The sequence below is a fragment of the Olivibacter sp. SDN3 genome, from assembly GCF_014334135.1.
Lineage (GTDB): Bacteria > Bacteroidota > Bacteroidia > Sphingobacteriales > Sphingobacteriaceae > Olivibacter.
Genome location: NZ_CP060497.1, coordinates 1843563 through 1863682 on the forward strand (window position 1 = coordinate 1843563; position 20120 = coordinate 1863682).

At 41.9% G+C, this 20120-nt stretch carries 18 protein-coding genes; 7 read left to right on the forward strand and 11 right to left on the reverse strand.

Annotated features, from left to right (window positions below; translation table 11 throughout):
* Nucleotides 1-42: 42 nt before the first annotated feature.
* From H8S90_RS07515 to typA, 8 genes are all read right to left on the reverse strand, one after another.
* Nucleotides 43-810: a glycosyltransferase family 2 protein gene (locus H8S90_RS07515; protein WP_187341948.1), complete on the reverse strand. Its 768-nt coding sequence runs from the start codon at nt 808-810 to the stop codon at nt 43-45.
* A gap of 25 nt (nt 811-835) precedes the next feature.
* Nucleotides 836-1570: a DUF5672 family protein gene (locus H8S90_RS07520; protein ID WP_187341949.1), complete on the reverse strand. Its 735-nt coding sequence runs from the start codon at nt 1568-1570 to the stop codon at nt 836-838.
* A complete protein-coding gene (locus H8S90_RS07525) occupies nt 1537-2463 on the reverse strand; it encodes a glycosyltransferase (RefSeq protein WP_187341950.1) in 927 nt (308 codons plus the stop codon). Before H8S90_RS07525 ends, H8S90_RS07520 begins: the two co-directional genes overlap by 34 nt.
* Before the next feature lie 11 nt (nt 2464-2474).
* Complete coding sequence (locus H8S90_RS07530) at nt 2475-3959, reverse strand: oligosaccharide flippase family protein (RefSeq protein WP_187341951.1); 1485 nt, start codon at nt 3957-3959, stop codon at nt 2475-2477.
* 5 nt (nt 3960-3964) lie between these two features.
* Nucleotides 3965-5083, reverse strand: a complete 1119-nt coding sequence (locus tag H8S90_RS07535) for a glycosyltransferase (RefSeq protein WP_187341952.1) — start codon at nt 5081-5083, stop codon at nt 3965-3967.
* A gap of 2 nt (nt 5084-5085) precedes the next feature.
* On the reverse strand, nt 5086-5859 hold the full coding sequence (locus H8S90_RS07540) for a bifunctional 2-polyprenyl-6-hydroxyphenol methylase/3-demethylubiquinol 3-O-methyltransferase UbiG (RefSeq protein ID WP_187341953.1): 774 nt from the start codon (nt 5857-5859) through the stop codon (nt 5086-5088).
* A 25-nt stretch (nt 5860-5884) separates the two neighbouring features.
* Nucleotides 5885-6571, reverse strand: coding sequence for a class I SAM-dependent methyltransferase (locus tag H8S90_RS07545; protein ID WP_187341954.1), 687 nt, complete (start codon nt 6569-6571; stop codon nt 5885-5887).
* A 78-nt stretch (nt 6572-6649) separates the two neighbouring features.
* Nucleotides 6650-8455 carry a translational GTPase TypA gene (gene typA, locus H8S90_RS07550; protein ID WP_187341955.1) on the reverse strand — a complete coding sequence of 602 codons (1806 nt, stop codon included), beginning with the start codon at nt 8453-8455 and terminating at the stop codon, nt 6650-6652.
* Nucleotides 8456-8676: 221 nt separating this feature from the next.
* Between typA and H8S90_RS07555 the strand changes: the two genes are divergently transcribed.
* Nucleotides 8677-8835, forward strand: a complete 159-nt coding sequence (locus H8S90_RS07555) for a FeoB-associated Cys-rich membrane protein (protein WP_187341956.1) — start codon at nt 8677-8679, stop codon at nt 8833-8835.
* A gap of 26 nt (nt 8836-8861) precedes the next feature.
* Here H8S90_RS07555 and ispF read toward each other — a convergent pair whose 3' ends face one another.
* The gene (gene ispF, locus H8S90_RS07560) at nt 8862-9341 is read right to left on the reverse strand and encodes a 2-C-methyl-D-erythritol 2,4-cyclodiphosphate synthase (RefSeq protein ID WP_187341957.1); all 480 of its coding nucleotides are present in this window, start codon (nt 9339-9341) and stop codon (nt 8862-8864) included.
* 337 nt (nt 9342-9678) lie between these two features.
* Between ispF and H8S90_RS07565 the strand changes: the two genes are divergently transcribed.
* Nucleotides 9679-11256: an SUMF1/EgtB/PvdO family nonheme iron enzyme gene (locus H8S90_RS07565; RefSeq protein ID WP_187341958.1), complete on the forward strand. Its 1578-nt coding sequence runs from the start codon at nt 9679-9681 to the stop codon at nt 11254-11256.
* 92 nt (nt 11257-11348) lie between these two features.
* On the opposite strand, the gene H8S90_RS07570 is transcribed toward H8S90_RS07565, so the two are convergent.
* Together H8S90_RS07570 and H8S90_RS07575 are read right to left on the reverse strand one after the other, a co-directional pair.
* Nucleotides 11349-12824, reverse strand: coding sequence for a DUF4270 family protein (locus tag H8S90_RS07570; RefSeq protein WP_187341959.1), 1476 nt, complete (start codon nt 12822-12824; stop codon nt 11349-11351).
* A gap of 117 nt (nt 12825-12941) precedes the next feature.
* The gene (locus tag H8S90_RS07575) at nt 12942-13766 is read right to left on the reverse strand and encodes a glycogen/starch synthase (protein ID WP_187341960.1); all 825 of its coding nucleotides are present in this window, start codon (nt 13764-13766) and stop codon (nt 12942-12944) included.
* A gap of 249 nt (nt 13767-14015) precedes the next feature.
* Between H8S90_RS07575 and panC the strand changes: the two genes are divergently transcribed.
* The 5 genes from panC to H8S90_RS07600 all read left to right on the forward strand — a co-directional run bounded on the left by panC (nt 14016) and on the right by H8S90_RS07600 (nt 20055).
* Entirely contained in the window at nt 14016-14906 is an 891-nt protein-coding gene (gene panC / locus H8S90_RS07580; protein ID WP_187341961.1) for a pantoate--beta-alanine ligase, read from the forward strand.
* Between the two features lie 67 nt (nt 14907-14973).
* On the forward strand, nt 14974-15324 hold the full coding sequence (gene panD / locus H8S90_RS07585; protein WP_187341962.1) for an aspartate 1-decarboxylase: 351 nt from the start codon (nt 14974-14976) through the stop codon (nt 15322-15324).
* A 138-nt stretch (nt 15325-15462) separates the two neighbouring features.
* On the forward strand, nt 15463-16605 hold the full coding sequence (locus H8S90_RS07590) for an acyl-CoA dehydrogenase (protein WP_187341963.1): 1143 nt from the start codon (nt 15463-15465) through the stop codon (nt 16603-16605).
* Between the two features lie 83 nt (nt 16606-16688).
* Nucleotides 16689-17936 carry a peroxiredoxin gene (locus H8S90_RS07595; protein WP_187341964.1) on the forward strand — a complete coding sequence of 416 codons (1248 nt, stop codon included), beginning with the start codon at nt 16689-16691 and terminating at the stop codon, nt 17934-17936.
* Between the two features lie 4 nt (nt 17937-17940).
* Nucleotides 17941-20055: a M1 family metallopeptidase gene (locus H8S90_RS07600; protein ID WP_187341965.1), complete on the forward strand. Its 2115-nt coding sequence runs from the start codon at nt 17941-17943 to the stop codon at nt 20053-20055.
* Nucleotides 20056-20120 lie beyond the last annotated feature (65 nt).

Sequence of the window (20120 nt, forward strand, 5' to 3'; positions counted from 1 at the left end):
AACCCTTTGAAATTTAACTACCAACGATTAGTCGTTCACCGATTAATCGTTGGTCTTCCCATGTTTGCTATAATAGCAGGCGAGATTAAAAGTAATAACAAGGTGGTTTAGGAGGTTGGACATTAGACCATAATGTTTGGTTAAGATATGAAATCGTTCTTTTAAACTTTTAAAGTGCCGCTTTTTAGACATTCCTCCCACTAAATATTTGGCTACATAGCGATGGGTATTTACAATATGATCAGCTTTTTTGGCCGCAGTCAAAATCCAGTCTATATCGGCGCTTAACTGGTAACGGGTATCGTAAAAGCCACATATGGTTTTTTTTATGTAAATGGCTTGGTGACTGATAGACATCCCATATTTAAAACTTTTCCAGGTAAACTTTTCGGGGGCCTTATGCCGTCTTCGTCCCAAGCTTACACCTTTTTCATCAATCATCTCTGTTTCTCCATAATAAATATCTGCGTCGGATGCTGTTTGGAAAACACTGCTGACCGTATTTGGTGCATATAACTCGTCTCCGGAATTCATAAATAATATATAGTCTCCATCGGCCAACCTAAGGCCTTTGTTCATCGCATCGTATATGCCCTCGTCTTTTTCGCTAAGGACTTTGGCGATGTGTTTTTGATAGTTATAGATAATTTCCAGCGTGCCGTCAGTAGAAGCACCATCTACAACGATATACTCGATGTGTGGATAGTCCTGTGCAACTATGGAACGAATCGTTCGTTCGATATCAGTTACATTGTTGTAAACAATAGTTATAATACTTAATACAGGTTGGAAATTTGACGTATGGCTCATTTATAAAAACGATAACGTGTTGTTCTTAATGTTTTTTTATATATTTTCTCCAGAAATCACTTTCATATTTCTCCCAAGCGTGGCAGCCGAAAGGCAGTCGTTTTTCGGTAAGCACAAAGGATTTACCGGGATTTCTTTCGAAAGCAAATGATAATGCCGTTTTTATGTCTGGCTTTTTAAAAGGTACGAAAAGCGTCCACAGCATATCTTCATTTTTTGGTAATAACCGGAACACGAAACTAACCCACCAGCACCATTTTATATGGCTTTTTACTTTTCTTAAGGATAGACCTCCATTACCTACTTTATTGTTCAACCACTTCGATAAATTGATAATGGGTTTCTTTCCGGAGCTGATGGGAGGTGGTTCCAACCAAGGGGCACCTATGTAGTCGTATCCCTGCGTGGTCCAATGAGCTAACTCATCCTTAAATACCCAGGCATCCAATTGGTACAACAATATAAAATCATAAGTATCAAATCTGCGATAAAAATGCTTGCTGGTCAGTAATTTACTGTACGTATTGATGTTTTTAAAATAGGCGTCGTCGAAACGTACAATATGCAGTGGCTTTTCTGTCAACGCCTCATAATAAGAGGTGTTCAGTGATGCCGGAACAGCCAAGATGATGGGGTGATTTACCAACACTTCGGTACACTGCCAAAAAGAATACCGCTCATTGACTTCCGCGAGTTCTTTATAGATAGGAATTACCACAGCGACGGTCATATGTCGAATTTCTTTTTTAGGTGAAACCATTGATTGATGATATATTTTTTACCTCTCTTCATCCACGAACCTTTACGGTGTTTGAAAAAATATTTAATAGCTTCCACCACCTGTGGGTTTTCTTGTACACTGTCCGGATAAGACGAGATTTCTTTCCTCGACGGATGTACCTGGTAGGTGTCTTCGATGATCGAATGTACGCCAGAACCGTCATGTCCAATATTTTCTATCAATGATTTGGCGGGGTATAATACCAGACCTTCTTTTAGAAAAACCGTAGCATGCCACCTGATTGCCCACGAATTATTCCTTTTGTTTCTGAAATCCAACAACTGTTTCCAGTAATTCATAGTGCCATCTACCGTGAAGCGATAAATTTTTTTCTTATCAAATTGTTTATACAGATGCTCGATATCCGGGTCAAAATGGTCCCATGCTCTTTTCCAGGTGGCCCAGCCCCAGCTGCTCGTAGAACGCAAAAAGAAAGTTTCAGGTAGCGCTGAACTGTTTTTTAAGGGAAACATATAAGCCGCAACTTGCATCACTTGCTCCGTTTGAGCATAGCGCTTAAGCGCCTCATTGAAGTAAGTCAGTGTATAGGGGGATGAAAGTAGATCGTCTTCAAAAACAATAACTTTACCATATTCATTAACTAACTGGCTAACACCTGAAATAATCGACGCCGCCAGCCCTAAATTTTGCTCCCGATTAATGAGCTTTACCGACTTAAAGCCGCTAATTTGTACAGCAAATGCCCTTATTTCGTTTACCTGCTCTTGATCACTTGGTGTTTTTGCCGCATCTGAGAAAATAAATAGACGGGATTCTTCCGCCAATACATTAGCTTGAAGATAGTTAATCGTCCGTCGGGTGTGCTCCGGGCGATTGTATACAAATAAAGCAATGGGGGCCAAGTGCTGCATGTGATGGTCGGCTATGTGGTTTTTCTTAAAATATATTGATCGATCATTTCGTTTACATCCGGTGAAATTCGGAATAAATATGTTAATATACCAAACATGAGGGTTACGATTCCTGATCGAACGCATATATCGATTAAGAAATGAGGCATGGATGGTATCACCATTCCCAAGATCAGACTGATAGCTGCCGTTAGGATGATCAGTAAAATTTTACCATTGAATGGTTGCATATGGTATCTTACTTTGAGGTACAACCAAAAACTAAAATTGTTAAAAAGCATGGTCAAGAGATAACTATAGGCAGCGCCCTCCAGGCCAAGTCTCGGGATCAACAGTAAGTTCAAGATCGCACATAATACAGCAGCAGCTAACATAAAAAGCATCACCAGCCGGTAATGTTTGGAGAAACCGATGATCGCTTGGTTAATGCCTCCGGCGGCGTCAACTAGAAAGGCCAAACCAACAATAATCAAGAGATCAAAATAGGCCGGGTATTCTGGTTTTTTTAATAGCGTCAAAATGCTATCGCGGTTGACAATAAGTCCCACGAGGAGTAAACATCCCGCTAAGCATTGAATAACAGTGGTTTTTTTATAAATTTTATCAATCTTCGTTAGGTCATTTTCTTTCCAGGCATTAGCAATGATTTGATAGGACGTAATGTTCAATGCCCGCGACGGAAGAGCGATGATTTGCGCCATAGAAAAAAAGGTAGCGTAAATCCCTACCATTGCCTCGCCGGTAAAAACTTTTAGTATCAGGATGTCTAAATGTTGTAAAAGCGCAAAAGAGCTACCACCTAACATCGAATAAAAACCAAATCGGAGCATATGGGTATACTCCTTTTTTACAGGGGCTTCTATTGCTCCAAACCGATAAGTCTTTATCCGGTAGGTATAGCCGGTAACGATCAGTAGAATTAAGATATTTCCCATAAGGTATAAGTCAATGAAACCTTTATACCCCAGGTAACCGAATAACATTAAGATAGCTCCAAATGTACTGAACAGGCGTAACACCACTTCTCTCAAGAAAGACGGTAAGATGGTTTTAAAGACCGTACGTGCAAATGATTCCTGTATTAAGAACAACGTGGCGCAAACGGCGATGGGGAAAAAGTAGGGGTAATAGGTGTCCATCAACGATGCTGCGTCATCTGTGGCTTTCCACGCAATTACTTCATCTTTTAAGATAAAAAAGAAAACACTGAAAAGGGTAAAAGTAACAGTGCAGATGATAAAAACATAACTGGCGAAACCATGATGTTTTTTATCGGCTGTTCTAAAAATAGGCAGAAAACGGGTAATCACGTTGCTGATACCCAATGTGGCAAATTGTGTGTATAGAATGACAACAGAGATCAGGATATTATAAAAGCCGATTTCTTCTAGAGTTAAGCTTCGTTGAAACACCACCGCGAGGTTCACAAAAGCCAATGCGGTACCTAAGTTAAGCGCAATACTATTGAATATACCCTGCTTCTTGATCAAATTCATCCCTATTATCGTTGTGTAGCCTGCTGTAAAATGGATTGGAGTTTGGCTATTTGCTCCGAGATATGATAATGCTTTAACATATGCTGTCTTGCTGCCTCCCCCAGTTTTTCAGCCATTTCACGGGAAGAAGCTATCGCTATCATACGGTCTGCCATACCTTGTTCATCGTATTCATCCACCAGAAAGCCCGTTACACCTTCCGTAACCGCTTCTTTAATGCCGGCATGTTTAGTGCTGATAATGGGTAGTCCTACCGCTGAGGCTTCCAAAATGGTGTTGGGTGTTCCTTCCATATCGCCATCGGCGGCAGTTACCGAATGTTGAACGTAACAGTACGTATCGCTCATTAACGCTAGAATTGCCTGCCGCTGCAAAACTCCGGTAAAGATAACGTTTTCCTGTATACCTAATTGCTTAACCAGTGCTTTTGCCGGCTTTAAGAGCGGTCCGTCTCCCACCATCCGTAACTGGGCGTTCGGGAAACGCGTAACAACCTGGTCAAAAGCAGCTATCGTAGTTAACGGGGCTTTCTTTTCTACCAGTCTGCCAACAGATAGAAAATGAAGATTGGCAGAAGGCCTAACTTGCTGGAATAGGTCAGTATTGACACCATAGGGGATTAAATGTACCTTGCCCGGATCGGCCCCCAGCTTGATCAGGTTGTCACGCATATCACCAGATACCGCAATAATAGCTGCGGCATAGGTGAAAGCTTCCTTATAGAAAGGCTTGAACTCGTCCAGCAAGCGATATCTATGGGCATCTACCCCATGAAAGTGTATAACCAGCGGCACTTGTGCTGCCCTACAGGCTTTGGCAACCATCGCCCCAACAGTTCCGTATTCTGCAAGAACAACAGCTATTCGGTTGGTTTTTAAATAACTGATCAAAGCATCGTTTCTGACGGGAATATCCTTCTTCCGAAGTAACCGCTTTTGAAAGAGATAAATTAAGATGCCTAAACGGCGCCGAATTAAAAAGGTGCCATCTGGTTTGTATAAGGGGAAATCACCGCCATAGAGCACATGCTTTTCGCCTTGAAGCAAATCTATTTGCGTTTGGATAAAGGTTTCAGAGTAACTGGATTTGTTGGGTTTAATAATGCACAGTTTGAAAACATCCATATTTAGCCTAGTTTTCGTTTCGCCTTCGATTCCCTTATTTTACCTAATACCTGCTGTCGAACTCGTTTGATTCCCCGGATAACCTTATAACCTATACTTACTGGTTTAGGATTAAAAAAAGCTTGTTCAAAATCGTTATTTTTTTCAAATACAATATGCGCATAATCACCCACATTCCAAATGTCTTTTATTTGATATAAAAGCACTTCAGTGTCGGTGTCCAGGGCCAAAGTGTTGATAACTGCAAGCGATATGTGTTCATCAACTGGCTGCATGGTCTCAGGTTTATGTACGGCAGACCATTTTAGATTATGGGGAGTGGGTACTGATAGGATCAGACGGCCCTTATTGTCCAGTAATTTTTTGATGGCAGCATGTACTACAGGTCTATCCGCTACCGCAATATGTTCATAAACATCCATAAAAATGATGAGATCAAACTTTCCATCCACCGTATCGGGTGTTAATATACCTTCAATAAATTTAGTTTTACTATTTGAAAAAAGCTTATTGGCAATTTCTATGGAGCGTGAGCTGATATCTATCCCGGTGATGCTAGCAGTTGGCCATTTCTCATGCATACGATGGCAAATAGCACCGACCCCGCAGCCTACCTCCAAAATTCTCAACGGCCTGGAGGGGGTTGGCTTATAGTTAACGATGGTTTTCCATGCTTCATCTACTCGAGGATTACCATAGAGATAGTTATGGAGTTTCGTTTGGACAACCGTATTATAATAAGAGACAATAGCTTCTTCTTTTAATGGCTCAGACATCTTGTTGAATATATAAGGGGTAAAGTTAAAGGGCTTTTTTTGCAAAAACAACATAAATTGAGGCATCTCGGTTACGCTGCTGCTGCGTGTGTATCTTATCGAATAAATAAATCATGCTCTGCATAACAACGGCTGTTATACCATGTAGGAATTTAGGTAGTTTATTTGTCAGGGCATCTTGGAACAGTTGGAGCCCACTGGCCGATAGACCTAATAAACCTATAAACTGGTCAATATCAAAATGTTGCTCCTCGATTAACTTTCTTAGGCCGGCACTTGTCCACCGCCAATAATCATTGGGGGTAGGGTGGTAATACCAATAGCCATGGGTTGATAAAATAAGTGTTCCTCCAGGTTTCAGCAACCGCCAGGCCTCTTTCAAATACCCTTCCGGCGAATCGACATGCTCCAAGACTTGGTTGGATAATATAATATCTGCAGATTGATCCGGTAGTGTTGTTTTACTATCAAGATCAATATGGTGGTCTGCTAAGGGATTAATGGATAGATCAACACCAATATACTGATCAACTAGTGGATTAATGATATCGTAATAGGGCTTTTCGCCACAACCGAAATCGATAAGTGTTAATGGATGATTTTTTGCGACAGACAGGCGTTTAACCATGCGTAGTGTTTCGTCACGTAGTTTATTTAAGGCTACATACCTTGTAGAGAAAATAGGAGGTTTTAATCGTTTGTTCGTTTGCATAGGTATTCTGTGGTAATGATGTCTATGCAATTAACAAAAAAAGGCAGCGAACGCTGCCTTTTTTATGAAAAAAAATTGTTATTGAAATTTCTTAGCGTTTACTTTACGCTCATTTTCTGTAAGATATATCTTGCGTAAACGAACATGCTGAGGCGTTACCTCGATGTACTCATCCGCCTGGATATATTCCATGGCTTCCTCTAAAGAGAATTTAATGGCGGGTGCAATACGGGTATTGTCATCACTGCCCGAAGCGCGCATGTTTGTCAGCTGCTTACCTTTCACGATATTCACTACTAAGTCATTATCTCGTGTGTGCTCTCCCACAATCTGACCTTCATAGATATCTACTCCCGGATCAACAAAGAAACGACCTCTGTCCTGCAACTTATCAATAGAGTAAGCAGTTGTTTGCCCTTTTTCCATAGAAACCAGAACGCCTGCCAAACGGCCAGGAATAGATCCCTTCCATGGTTGATAATCTTTGATACGATGGGCCATAACGGCTTCACCGGCAGTTGCCGTAAGTACATTGTTTCTTAAACCAATAATACCCCGTGAAGGAATTTCAAACTCCAAATGCTGCATGTCACCTTTTGTTTCCATAATGAGTAACTCGCCTTTACGTTGAGTAACCAACTCGATGACTTTACCCGACACCTCAGCAGGCACATCTACCACCAAGGTTTCAATCGGTTCGCATTTAACACCATCAATCTCTTTTAAGATAACCTGTGGCTGGCCCACCTGCAATTCATAACCTTCCCTACGCATGGTTTCGATGAGAACAGACAAATGCAGAATACCTCTTCCGTATACTAAAAAAGCATCGGCAGAATCCGTAGGAAGTACTTTTAACGCTAGGTTTTTCTCCATCTCCTTTTGCAAGCGGTCATGCAAATGACGGGAAGTAACATATTTGCCTTCTTTTCCAAAGAAAGGTGAATTGTTGATCGTGAATAGCATATTCATCGTGGGCTCATCAATGTGGATCACCTCCAGCTGTTCAGGGTTTTCAAAATCTGCTATAGTGTCACCAATCTCAAATCCTTCTATTCCTACTACCGCGCAGATATCGCCCGCTGATACTTCCTGTACTTTTACTTTACCTAAACCTTCGAAAGTATAAAGCTCTTTTACGCGAGATTTTACAACCTTGCCGTCACGTTTCATTAGTGAAATAGGCTGATTTTCTTTGACGACACCTCTTGCCACACGTCCAATGGCAATCCGTCCCACAAAAGACGAATAATCTAAGGAAGTAATTTGCATCTGTAAAGTTCCCTCGTTATAAGGCGCAGACGGAATATGTTCCAAAATAGCTTCTAGTAAAGCAGTGAAATCTTCTGTAGGCTGTTTCCAGTCGGTTGACATCCAACCCATTTTTGATGAACCGTATAATACAGGGAAATCCAATTGTTCTTCGGTAGCATCGAGGTTGAAGAACAATTCAAAAACCTGCTCATAAACTTCCTCCGGGCGGCAGTTTTCCTTATCTACCTTATTAACGACCACAATGGGTTTCAGACCTAAACCTAAAGCTTTTTGGGTTACAAAACGGGTTTGGGGCATAGGGCCTTCAAAAGCGTCTACTAAGAGTATTACACCATCAGCCATTTTTAAGACACGTTCAACCTCACCTCCGAAATCGGCGTGACCAGGGGTGTCAATAATATTTATTTTAACATCTTGATAACGTACAGCAACGTTTTTAGATACAATCGTAATACCGCGCTCACGCTCTAGATCGTTATTGTCGAGTATGAGTTCTCCGGTTTGCTCATTTTCACGAAATAGATTCGTGAAGTGTAAAATTTTGTCAACCAAGGTCGTTTTTCCATGGTCAACGTGTGCGATGATCGCAATGTTTCTAATTTTCTGCATTAAGCAATTACTTATTTCTTAATTCCTGATAAACTGCTTTTTGCAGTTTAACTTACATTCGTATTATGGCAGTACACCACAAATGAAAATTTGCGCAAAGGTAATTATTCCGATTGAGATTTTTTTACCTTAGCGTTTTTTTTATTACTTCGATAGTTGATCGCTTATTTATTGATTATAAATGACATGGGAGCAGAAGATAATTTCTTACCTTTGTACATATGGATACGCAATCAATACTTGTTTTCGCACTGTTTGCTGCTGCGGCTGTTTATTTGGGCAGAATGCTATATGCAAATGTAAAACCCAAAAAAGGAAACGCTTGCGGTTCTAATTGTAAATGTGGAATGGATTTTTCGCAGGTTTCGGAGAAAAAATAATTTAAGCTCCAGCAGTTGCGCTCCTCTTACCCTTTGCTGATTAGACATACGGCATAAGCAACAACGCCCTCCTGTCTACCGATAAATCCCATCGTCTCATTGGTCGTCGCTTTTATGGAAATGTCGTCTTCGTCAAGCCCGGTAGCTTCGCTAATATGTTGTTTCATTGCCGGTATGTAAGATTTTATCTTAGGGGCTTCCAAACAGAGCATAGCATCTATATTTCCCAAAGCCCAACCCTTTGCGTGTAAGAGCACCATACACTCTTTCAATAATACCATGCTGCTGATCCCCTTCCACCGCTCATCAGTATTAGGGAAATGGTAACCAATATCTTCTAAATTGGCAGCTCCCAATATCGCGTCACAAATGGCATGCGCCAAGACATCAGCATCCGAGTGACCATAAGCACCAGCGTGATGGTCCAGCGTAACACCACCTAAAACAAAGGGATGCTGATCACGTAACTGATGTACGTCAAATCCGAAGCCAACTTTTATTTTCATATGTGTATAAATATTAAATTTTGTAGTGCTGTTTAGACTGTTAAGGTCAGTTGAGTGAACTAATACGACAAAAACCTGTTCAGTTTGTTCATTGTTTTGCTTAGATAATGCTTTCCGACGATGTTCCACGAATCCCGAGAAAAATAAATTATACTAAAATATCGCTTCAAACAACCATTTGAAACACTTTTTTCAAACATATCAAATTGCCGCTAAAAAAAAAAATCAAATAAACAGCTTCAAGCTCTTTGCTGTTCAAGGTTGCTGTTGGTTCCTTTGGTTGCTGTAGTAGTTTGAATGTGCTAATTTTGATTACAGTGTGTATTTGTATAGGTTTATGGATAAGAATTTTACTTTTTTAATAAGTGTCAGCTGTTTTTTTTTCCTCGCATTTTTCGGATGCAGTAAAAAAAATGGAATGGGTAGCCGATCGTCGAAAACCGGAATGAAGTATAACGATCCCCATAATGGAGGTTTTCAGGTGAATAGAAAAGTGAATCCTGGTCCGGGGCCAGGACTGGTGATCATTGAGGGAGGAACATTTGTTATGGGTGGGAGTCTGACTGAAGACCTAGGCTATGAAAATGATAACAGAAAGCGGCGGGTTACGGTAGCTTCGTTTTATATGGATGAAACGGAAGTGTCCAATGTAGATTGGTTGGAATACCTCTATTGGCTCAACCAGAACTTTCCCGAAGATCGGGAACTCTATTACAATGCATTACCGGATACATTGGTATGGAGAAATCCGCTTTCCTATAATGAGCCATATGTCGACAACTATTTAAGACATCCTGCTTATCAAGACTATCCGGTGGTGGGAGTTACTTGGGAACAGGCAAATGATTATTGTGTATGGCGCACCGATCGGGTAAATGAGGAGATTCTTCGAGCTAAGGGGGTACTCATCGATTATAAGCGTAAGGCAACAGAGAGCGGAACAGGAGAAGCACTACCTTTCAATACAGATATTTACCTTAACGGACAATATAGGGGCGAAGGTGTTGATGGCAAGAATATGCCAAAGGATTTAAGACCTGGCGCCGCCAAAGATGCACGTAGGCCTGTGCGCCTCGAAGATGGCTTTCTTAAGCAGCCTTATCGCTTGCCTACGGAAGCCGAATGGGAATATGCTGCACTTGGTTTGATCGGCAATACGGTTTACGGAAATATCGAAGGGTATCGCGTTTATCCGTGGGATGGCTTAGGCGTTCGTTCGGCCAGAAAGAGAACTCAGGGACTTATTATGGCTAATTTTAAACTGGGAGCGGGAGATAATATGGGAACAGCGGGTTATTTGAATGACGCAGGTGATATTACGAAGCCGGTGATTTCTTATCAGCCAAATGACTTTGGCCTGTACAACATGGCTGGAAATGTCAATGAATGGGTTGGAGATGTTTATAGAAAATTAACGTACGAGGATTTTGAAGATTTTAATCCTTTTAGAGGAAATGTATATGTCAACAAGAAGCTGGAGGATCCTGAGGGGGGCATTTATGCCAGAGATAAATACGGAAGGCCTATCAAAGAGCATGCGCCAGCGCCTCGGAAGCAAACCTGGGAAGAGCTGCAAGGGCAACAGAATGCCCAGATAGGAGACGGAATGAAACCTTACGATCCGGATTTGAGAGGATATAACGATCCGGTGAATGATTCTTTATACGGTACCGCTACACTCGTAAACAATAAATCGAGGGTTTATAAAGGGGGCTCCTGGAATGATCGCGCTTACTGGCTTAACCCAGCAACTCGTCGATTTATGCAGCAGGATGAGTCATCTGCAACGGTCGGCTTTAGATGTGCCATGACATTGGTGGGGAATCCCGAGATAAACACGATGGGAATGCCCCGTTTTAAATCTGCCAAAGTGAAAAAGGGGGGTAGAAGAGCTACCGCAAAATCAACACCTTAAGGAACATCTTCACTATTGAAAAGAAATCAGCAAAAAAGGCCAGGGGAAATTCCCTGGCCTTTTTTGCTGATGCGGCTGATAATTAAACGGCCTTAATCAAGTTCTGTATAGTAAATATTCAATTTTGTGCGGACTTCACTGTTCTCCGCTGCATCTTCCGCGTTATATCCCTTTAGTACCACTCGGTCCGGACTGTTAACATCTGGCCAAAATGGAATGGTATTGAGGCCCCCGAATACAGGTGCCAGGTAAACGTGTGAATTTTGCACTTTACCCAATACAATATCCTGAATAAATGAGGTCATGGAGAAGACATATCTTTTTCTATCACTTTCATAGAAGCCGCCTAAAGCAAAAGGACCCACACCCGGTATGTGAAACTGCGATCGCGGATCCGCTCCAGGTCTGGCGTCTCCATCCGGAATGGGCTGATTCCGCCCAGCTACATCGCCTCTATAGAGTGTAAGTCGTGGCGCCGGTGTATGAATAGAGCCCATATGCTCTTCGTCCACATAAACCACAAGCTCAGCTCTATTGATCGCTATTTTTTTACCTTTTAGCTCGTCTATATAAGGGAACGATATACGCGTCCGCAGGCCCCCCATACCCTGTGCATAAACCGTCGTTTGATTAACTGCCGAATTGGCTAACTGATTTTGCACCTCGGTTGAATATGTACTGCGTACGCTCGCAGCGAGCGTCGGTCCATTAGCATTGTAAATAGGTAAACGTTTGGAAAGGGTGTCGGTATTTCCTTCGCTATCAGTTACCCGATAGCTAATTTCAACACCGTTGGCTTCGGCATTACTAAGCGTAGCAATACCTCCTATACCCTGTTGGCCCGATTGATTAAGACTTAAGTATAACCCCTTTGCATGATTCCGAAAGCCGTTATCGCTGTTGATCGTAGCTGAGTCGATATCATGGGCAAGCAGCGTGCTGATGAAATTATGGTCTAAGCGAACCCGTAGTTGAGGCGGAACACGCACAGAACTATCCTGTCCTGAACTACCGCGTACATTAACAGAGATACTGTCTTTTAAATTAAAACGATTTAACTGTGCTGAGCCTACGACTTCATTAGTTACAGGCCAATCTTTGCTGGTAAAATATTGCACAGTGGAATTGAAAACTTCGTCTAATTGCCTTACTTCCAGTTGGTGGGTTGAAGATAAGGAGTCTCCCACAAAGCTGTTGCCATAACGCAAAACAAGAACAGCAGAGTCTATTTGTGCATTTTCCGGCAAACGGGAGTCTCCAGATGATCGGTCAACGGCCATGGCAATAGCGGCATGCGTTTCGCCAATAATGTCATCTTTTAAAAAACCTAATGGAAGTTGGTTAACGGGTATGCCTAAAATATTTGATTGCGACTGACCTTGTGTAGGCGTAGTTGAGGCGCTGTCATCCCTAACGGTAGCTGTATGAAGGGTGAGGGTGTCATTTAAAATCCCATAAAAGCTATCGCCGGGGTTGTTGTCCAAGCCTATTCCCGCTGGGTTTTCACAGCTGCTCAAAATAAAGAGACTTATTAACAATGTCAATAAGTCTCGGGTATAATATTTCATTCGAAAGTATTTTTTAATAATATCTCCTGAAACCTGTAAGGGCGATTTGTGCCGTGCCATTTGAACAGGTTCATTCGAAAAACTCGTTAAAGTCTATATAACTTATTAAATCCTAAACTATGCTACAGTTTCCAGTTCCTCACTGGAAAATTGCTCGTAAAGGTTGCAATAATTTTCGAATTCTGTATCGCTTTTGCAGTCAGTCACCGGAATTTCGCTCTTTTTAACAATATTTAACAGTTTTTCATCTATGTTTTCTTCCGACAAGACAATAGCATCTGCATATCGAAGGGCGCCATTATATAAACCGGCATAATCTGGCGAGTTATAACTAACCAAATCCGCTGCGGTCATATTTCCAGTAAGTGCCTTTTCAGCAAATTTCGGATCTAAAGGATGATCGAATGAATCGTCGTATAAAGAATAGATAATCTTTGCATCTTTAAACGTCGGATCGTCCTTATAAGCGGTTTTTACATAAGCGGGAACCAATGTGCTCATCCAGCCATGACAGTGGATCACATCCGGAGACCAGCCCAGCTTCTTAACCGTTTCCAATGCGCCTTTACAGAAGAAAATAGCACGTTCATCATTGTCAGAAAAGAATTTACCTTCTTTATCTGTAAAAACATGCTTACGTTGGAAATATTCCTCGTTATCTAAAAAGTAAACTTGCATTCTGGCAGCGGGGATAGAAGCCACTTTTATGATAAGCGGATTGTCATTATTATCCACTACAATGTTCATCCCTGATAATCTAATTACCTCATGTAAGCGGTTTCTACGCTCGTTAATATTGCCAAAACGAGGCATCAATATGCGTATTTCAAAGCCCTTCTCCTGCATGGCCTGGGGTAACTCTCTTGTTATCTCAGAAATTTTGCTAAGCTCCAGGAAAGGCGACATCTCGTGGGTAATGTACAATATCTTCGTTTTTGCCATCTCCAATAAATTATATTTTAGAATTTTTGAAAAGTGATACTATCATGCGTGGCTGCTGTACACGACGAAGTAGTAACAGCGGTGATTCCTGCTTTTGATAGTTTCTTTGTCATTAAAATAAATGCTCTAATGAAAAATCGGTCTGCAAATATACGCATTATCTTATGATATATCAACGATTTATGAAAAAACCTTTGTAGTTTAGTTTAAATTGTTCAACTTTACTCCCTTGTTTTAAAGCAAAAAAAATTGAAAATAATATCAACCAAATTGGCTTTGCAGGCTTATTTGAGTGCATTTAAGCGGAGTAAAAAACAGATTGGTTTTGTACCCACAATGGGGGCGCTGCATGCCGGTCATTTATCGCTGATCGAACGATCGAAAGCACAGACGGCTATCACCGTTTGTAGTATCTTTGTTAACCCAACACAATTTAATGATCCTGCTGACCTTGAAAAATATCCAAGACCTATTGCCCATGATCGGCAATTGTTACAGACCGTAGGTTGTGACGTGCTGTTTTTGCCTGAAGTAAAGGAAATGTATCCAGATGATCAGGAGCAATGGGAAATTGATTTAGGTGGCTTGGAAAGGCGTTGGGAGGGCGCACATCGTCCTGGACATTACGAAGGCGTTACACAGATTGTCAAGAAACTTTTTGATGTTGTTCAGCCCGATTCTGCATTTTTTGGTCAAAAGGATTATCAGCAATGTCTCATCATACAGCACATGATTGAGCGCTTGCATTTACCTGTAAAGCTCGTTATTGGTAAAACATTGCGTGATGCCGACGGTTTGGCACTTAGCTCACGAAATGTACGCTTATCACCAAAAGGGAGAGAGCAGGCTTTAGCGCTCTCAAGGGCGCTGTTTATGGTGCAAGAGCAAATTAGTCAAAAGCCGCTGGCCGAACTGCGGAAAATGACGCTCGATTTTTTGCAGCAAGCTGATGGGGTGAAGCTGGAATATTTCGCGATATGCAACGCAGAAACGTTGGAAGAAATAACCTCAGATACCGGCGCAACGAGTCACAAACGTATAGTGGTATTAGTAGCCGCTTGGGTGGACAATGTGCGATTAATAGATAATGTGCTTATTGACAACACTGGCAGTAATAGATCGTCAAAAGGTAATCTGTAAATCATAATTTGAGCAGCGTCGGAGGGGATGCACGCAATAACTAATTACAAATGCTTATCTTTGCAGCATGATTATTGAGGTGTTGAAATCAAAAATTCATAGGGTTAGAGTCACACAGGCTGAGCTTAACTATGTCGGAAGCATAACCATTGACGAAGATTTAATAGAAGCGGCTAATATTATTCCCAATGAAAAGGTGCAGATTGTAAATAATAACAATGGTGCACGCTTTGAAACCTATGTCATTAAAGGAGAGCGGGGTTCGGGTATTGTATGCCTGAACGGTGCGGCTGCGCGTTTAGCGCAGGTGGGAGACGTCGTGATTATCATCTCTTATTGTCAATTATCTATAGAAGAGGCAAAAAAATATGAACCAATATTGGTGTTCCCTGATGCTGATAATAAAATAGTGAAATAGTCTTACCCTTAATTTCCGTCCCGATAAATTTGACTGACTCTGGCAATGACAACGCCAGTGGTCTTATTGTGTTAAATTTTTCGCTCTAATGTTATGCTTGCATAGTAAAAAGCTGTAACTTTGGGAAAACCCATATTTATGATATTCGATTTAACAGAGGAGCAGCAGCTTATACGAAATGCAGCGAGAGATTTCGCACAAACCGCATTGAAACCTGGTGTTATAGAACGTGATGAAAAACAACAGTTTCCGGCCAAGGAAGTTAAACAACTTGGTGAATTAGGTTTTTTGGGAATGATGACCAGTCCAACATATAATGGTGCCGGTATGGACACTGTTTCGTATGTCTTGGTTATGGAAGAATTATCGAAAATTGACGCATCTACCTCCGTAGTGGTATCTGTGAACAATTCGCTGGTTTGTTTTGGCCTCGAAAAGTATGGGTCGGAACAACAGAAAGAAAAATACCTGAAGCCCTTAGCTGCGGGTGAACAAATAGGTGCTTTCTGCCTTTCGGAGCCAGAAGCTGGTTCTGATGCTACCTCCCAGCGTACCACAGCAGAAGATAAGGGTGATTATTACTTGCTCAACGGAACAAAAAACTGGATTACCAATGGGAGTACCGCTTCTATCTACTTGGTAATCGCACAAACCCATCCTGAACGCGGGCATCGGGGCATCAATGCTTTTATTTTGGAGAAGGGCATGGAGGGGTTTACTATTGGTCCTAAGGAAAACAAATTGGGCATTAGAGGGTCTGATACGCATTCCTTGCTCTTTTCCGACGTGAAGGTACCCAAAGAAAATCGCATTGGCGAAGATGGCTTCGGGTTTAAATTTGCCATGCAAACTTTAGCGGGCGGAAGAATTGGTATTGCGGCCCAGGCATTGGGTATCGCTTCAGGAGCTTTTGAATTGGCTGTGAAATATGCAAAAGAACGGAAAACATTCGGAAAACCTATTGCTGAGCATCAGGCCATTCAGTTTAAATTGGCCGATATGCATACGCAGATAGAAGCTGCACGACTACTTTGCCTGAAGGCTGCTTGGTTAAAAGACCAAGGTAAACCTTATGCTGACGCCGCAGCCGTGGCTAAACTTTTTGCTTCCGATGTGGCCATGAATGTAACCGTTGAAGCGGTGCAAATACACGGTGGTTATGGCTTCGTAAAAGAATACCATGTAGAGCGGCTGATGCGTGATGCAAAAATTACGCAGATTTATGAGGGAACATCGGAAATTCAGCGCTTGGTAATTTCTCGGTCAATTTTAGACAATTAGACAGAAAGATTAGTATTTTAGCTCCAAATTTCACATTTCAGCAAATGTGAATTAGCTTGTTGTTTAATAATTGATCCTGTGTAATGAATATTTATGGCCGTTTAGTTGTTTTAGGAATCTTAACTTTAGCTTCGTTCACCAATTGCTCAAAACATGCAATTGGATTGAAGAATGGTGTTTGGCGGGGGGTGCTAACCACAGATTCCAGTATAGATATTCCCTTTAACTTTGAAATATATGATTCTCTAGGCGTGGCACAACTGGCCTTTCTTAACGGTAAGGAAAGGTTAAATATTAATGAGGTAGAAGAAACGGACGACTCTGTGTTTATAAAAACGCCACTCTATGAAAGCGAAATAAGAGCCGCAAAATCGGCAAACGGAATGGAAGGGGTCTGGATAAAACGGCTGCCTGGAGGGTCAACCCAAATGCCCTTTAAAGCGGTTGCTGACAAGGAATATCGTTTTATCGAGCAGACTACGGCAGAAGAGACCATAGATGTTGCCGGAAGATGGTCTGTTCAGTTCTACAGAAACAATAATGTGGATACTACGTTTGCAGTAGGCGAGTTTGAACAAGGTGACGGACAGGTCGATGGTTCTTTTCTTACAACCACGGGAGATTATCGCTTTTTAAGCGGTGTAGTAGATAAAAAGACCTTGATGCTGTCGGGGTTTAGCGGGTCTGGCCCGGTACTGTTCACTGGAGATTTACTGGATAGTCTGAATATCGTGAACGGTAAAATGTACGCCGGACCTTCAAGCGAAGTAAATTGGTCGGCCCGGAGAGACCCAGACGCCATGCTGCCCGATGCCTATAAGATAGCGGGATTGAAAGCGGGGAACGATCGGATTGATTTTAGTTTTGAGGATTTAGATGGCCAAACTGTTTCATTGAATGATGGGCGGTTTTTAAATAAGGTAGTGGTCGTGCAGTTTCTGGGCTCCTGGTGCCCAAACTGCATGGATGAAACGGCGTTTCTGGCACCTTTTTATGATAAGTATAAAGAGAAAGGGTTGGAAGTTGTTGGTTTAGCTTATGAGCGGTATAAGGAACCTGAAAAAGCCAGAGCTGCGGTAACTAACCTCAAAAATAGATTCCGTGTAAACTATCCGCTATTGATTACCGGCTATACCAATGATAAGAAACAAGTAGAGGAGAGTATTCCTTCCCTAGAAAACTTCTCCGCATTCCCCACCACAATTATCATCGATAGAACCGGAGTGGTACGTAAAATTCATACCGGCTTCAGCGGACCGGCAACGGGAGTACATTATACCAACTATATTGAACAATTCGAAAAGGAGATCAACAGCCTCTTAGCTCAATAAATTCATGCGTAAACGATTTTTTCTGTTACCAGCATTGGTAGCTCAGCTTATTGCCTTATCATGTACAACTACTCAGCATGTGGCGATGCCACCTGTCACGATTCACGCCAATGCTCCTCAAGCCTTCGTCTACCAGGAATCGTACCCTATTAAAACCGCAATAAGACATACGGCACTTGATCTCTCATTTGATTGGGAGCAAGCACAGGTGCTGGGAAAAGCAACCCTCACCTTACAGCCGCATTTCTATCCGCAGGATACAGTAGTATTAGATGCTAATGGTTTTGAAATCCATGAAATCGCGCTCATGAAAAGCGATCAGAAGAAACGGTTAGACTTTGTGTACGACGGCAAGAAACTGCGTGTAGCTTTAGATAGAGCATACGATAGAACAGAACAGATAAAAATATTTATTGACTATACGGCAAAGCCTAACGACTTAGAAGTAGGTACTGATATTGCTTCTCCTGACGACAGGGGGCTATATTTTATCGAGCCTGACACTGCTGGCACACCACGACAATTATGGACACAGGGAGAAACCGAGTGTAATTCAAGCTGGTTCCCCACAATGAATAACACCATGCTGAAAATGACGCAGGAGATTACACTGACGGTACCCGATAGCATGGTTACGCTTTCCAATGGCTTGTTGAAAACTTCAGTTAAAAATGATAATGGCACGCGAACAGATACCTGGTTGCAGGAGAAACAGCATGCACCGTATTTAACGATGATAGCCGCTGGAAATTTTGAAGTATTTAGCGAAAACTGGAAAGGTAAAGAAGTGAGCTACTACATGGAGCCTGCATACGCTCCGTACGCGCAGATGATCTTTGGAAAGACACCGGAAATGCTCGACTTTTTTTCACAAAAGCTGGGTGTAGAATACCCTTGGGATAAATATGCGCAAATTGTCGTGCGCAATTTCGTCAGCGGAGCAATGGAAAACACCAGCGCGTCGGTTTTTTTCGATCGCATGAACATGACACCTGCGGAATATAAAGACGAAACCTATGAAGATATCATTGCTCACGAACTATTCCATCACTGGTTTGGCGATTTGGTGACGGCAGAGTCTTGGGCAAACTTACCCTTGAATGAGTCTTTTGCAACGTACGGGGAATATTTATGGTTAGCACATAAGTATGGTTTGGAAGAAGCTGACATGCACGCGTTGAACGATGTGTTGGCTTATTTAGCTAAGAAGAAAAACGCTGCGCTAGATGTCGTGCGTTTTGATTATGCCGACAGGGAACAGATGTTCGATGAAGTGTCATATCAAAAAGGAGGACGAATTATACATATGCTTCGTAAAACGGTTGGAGATGAAGCTTTCTTCACAGCCCTGAATCTGTACCTAACTACACATGCTTACCGATCCGTTGAAATACACGACCTCCGCTTGGCTTTTGAGCAAGTAACCGGGGAAGATCTGAACTGGTTCTTCAACCAATGGTTCCTCGCTTCCGGTCATCCGGAGTTGAGCATAAAAACGCACTATAACGATACAACCAAAGAAGTGATTGTAGACTTGGCGCAAAATCAAAATCTAGAAGAAATGCCTCTCTATCGCTTGCCCATGCAGATAGATGTTTATTCTCCAGATAAAAAAGTTGAGCGCAGGTCAGTGGTATTAACCAAGCAAAATCAAACATTTCGCTTTCCTTCTGCCGAACACCCTACTTTGATTAATGTCGATGCCGAGAAGTATTTATTGGCCTATAAAGAGGAAAGTAAAAGTTTGGCCGAATATCGCTTTCAATTTTTTCATGCACCCTTGTTCATGGATCGCTTTGAAGCGCTCGAAGGGGTGTCTGAAGAGTTAGATCAACCGGATGCAAAGACAGTAATCTCAGCCGCTTTGCAAGACAAAGCGTGGGTCATTCGTTTAATGGCGCTCGGTAAACTCGAAAAAATGGCTGTGGATGAACAGCAACAAATGTATCAGCAGGTTTGTAATATGGCTTTGGAAGATGATCGCTCTTATGTACGGGCAAGTGCCGTTTTGTTACTTAGAAGTATATACCAGGGCTTTGACAACGATGAAATATTTAAACAGCTTGCTGATGACGATGCGCCAAGTGTACAGCATGCCCTTACGCTCCCCATGGCTTAATTTAAGAAAAACACACCGTAACCGTACCCTAAACATCAGTGCATTCTCGAGGGTATATTTTCTTT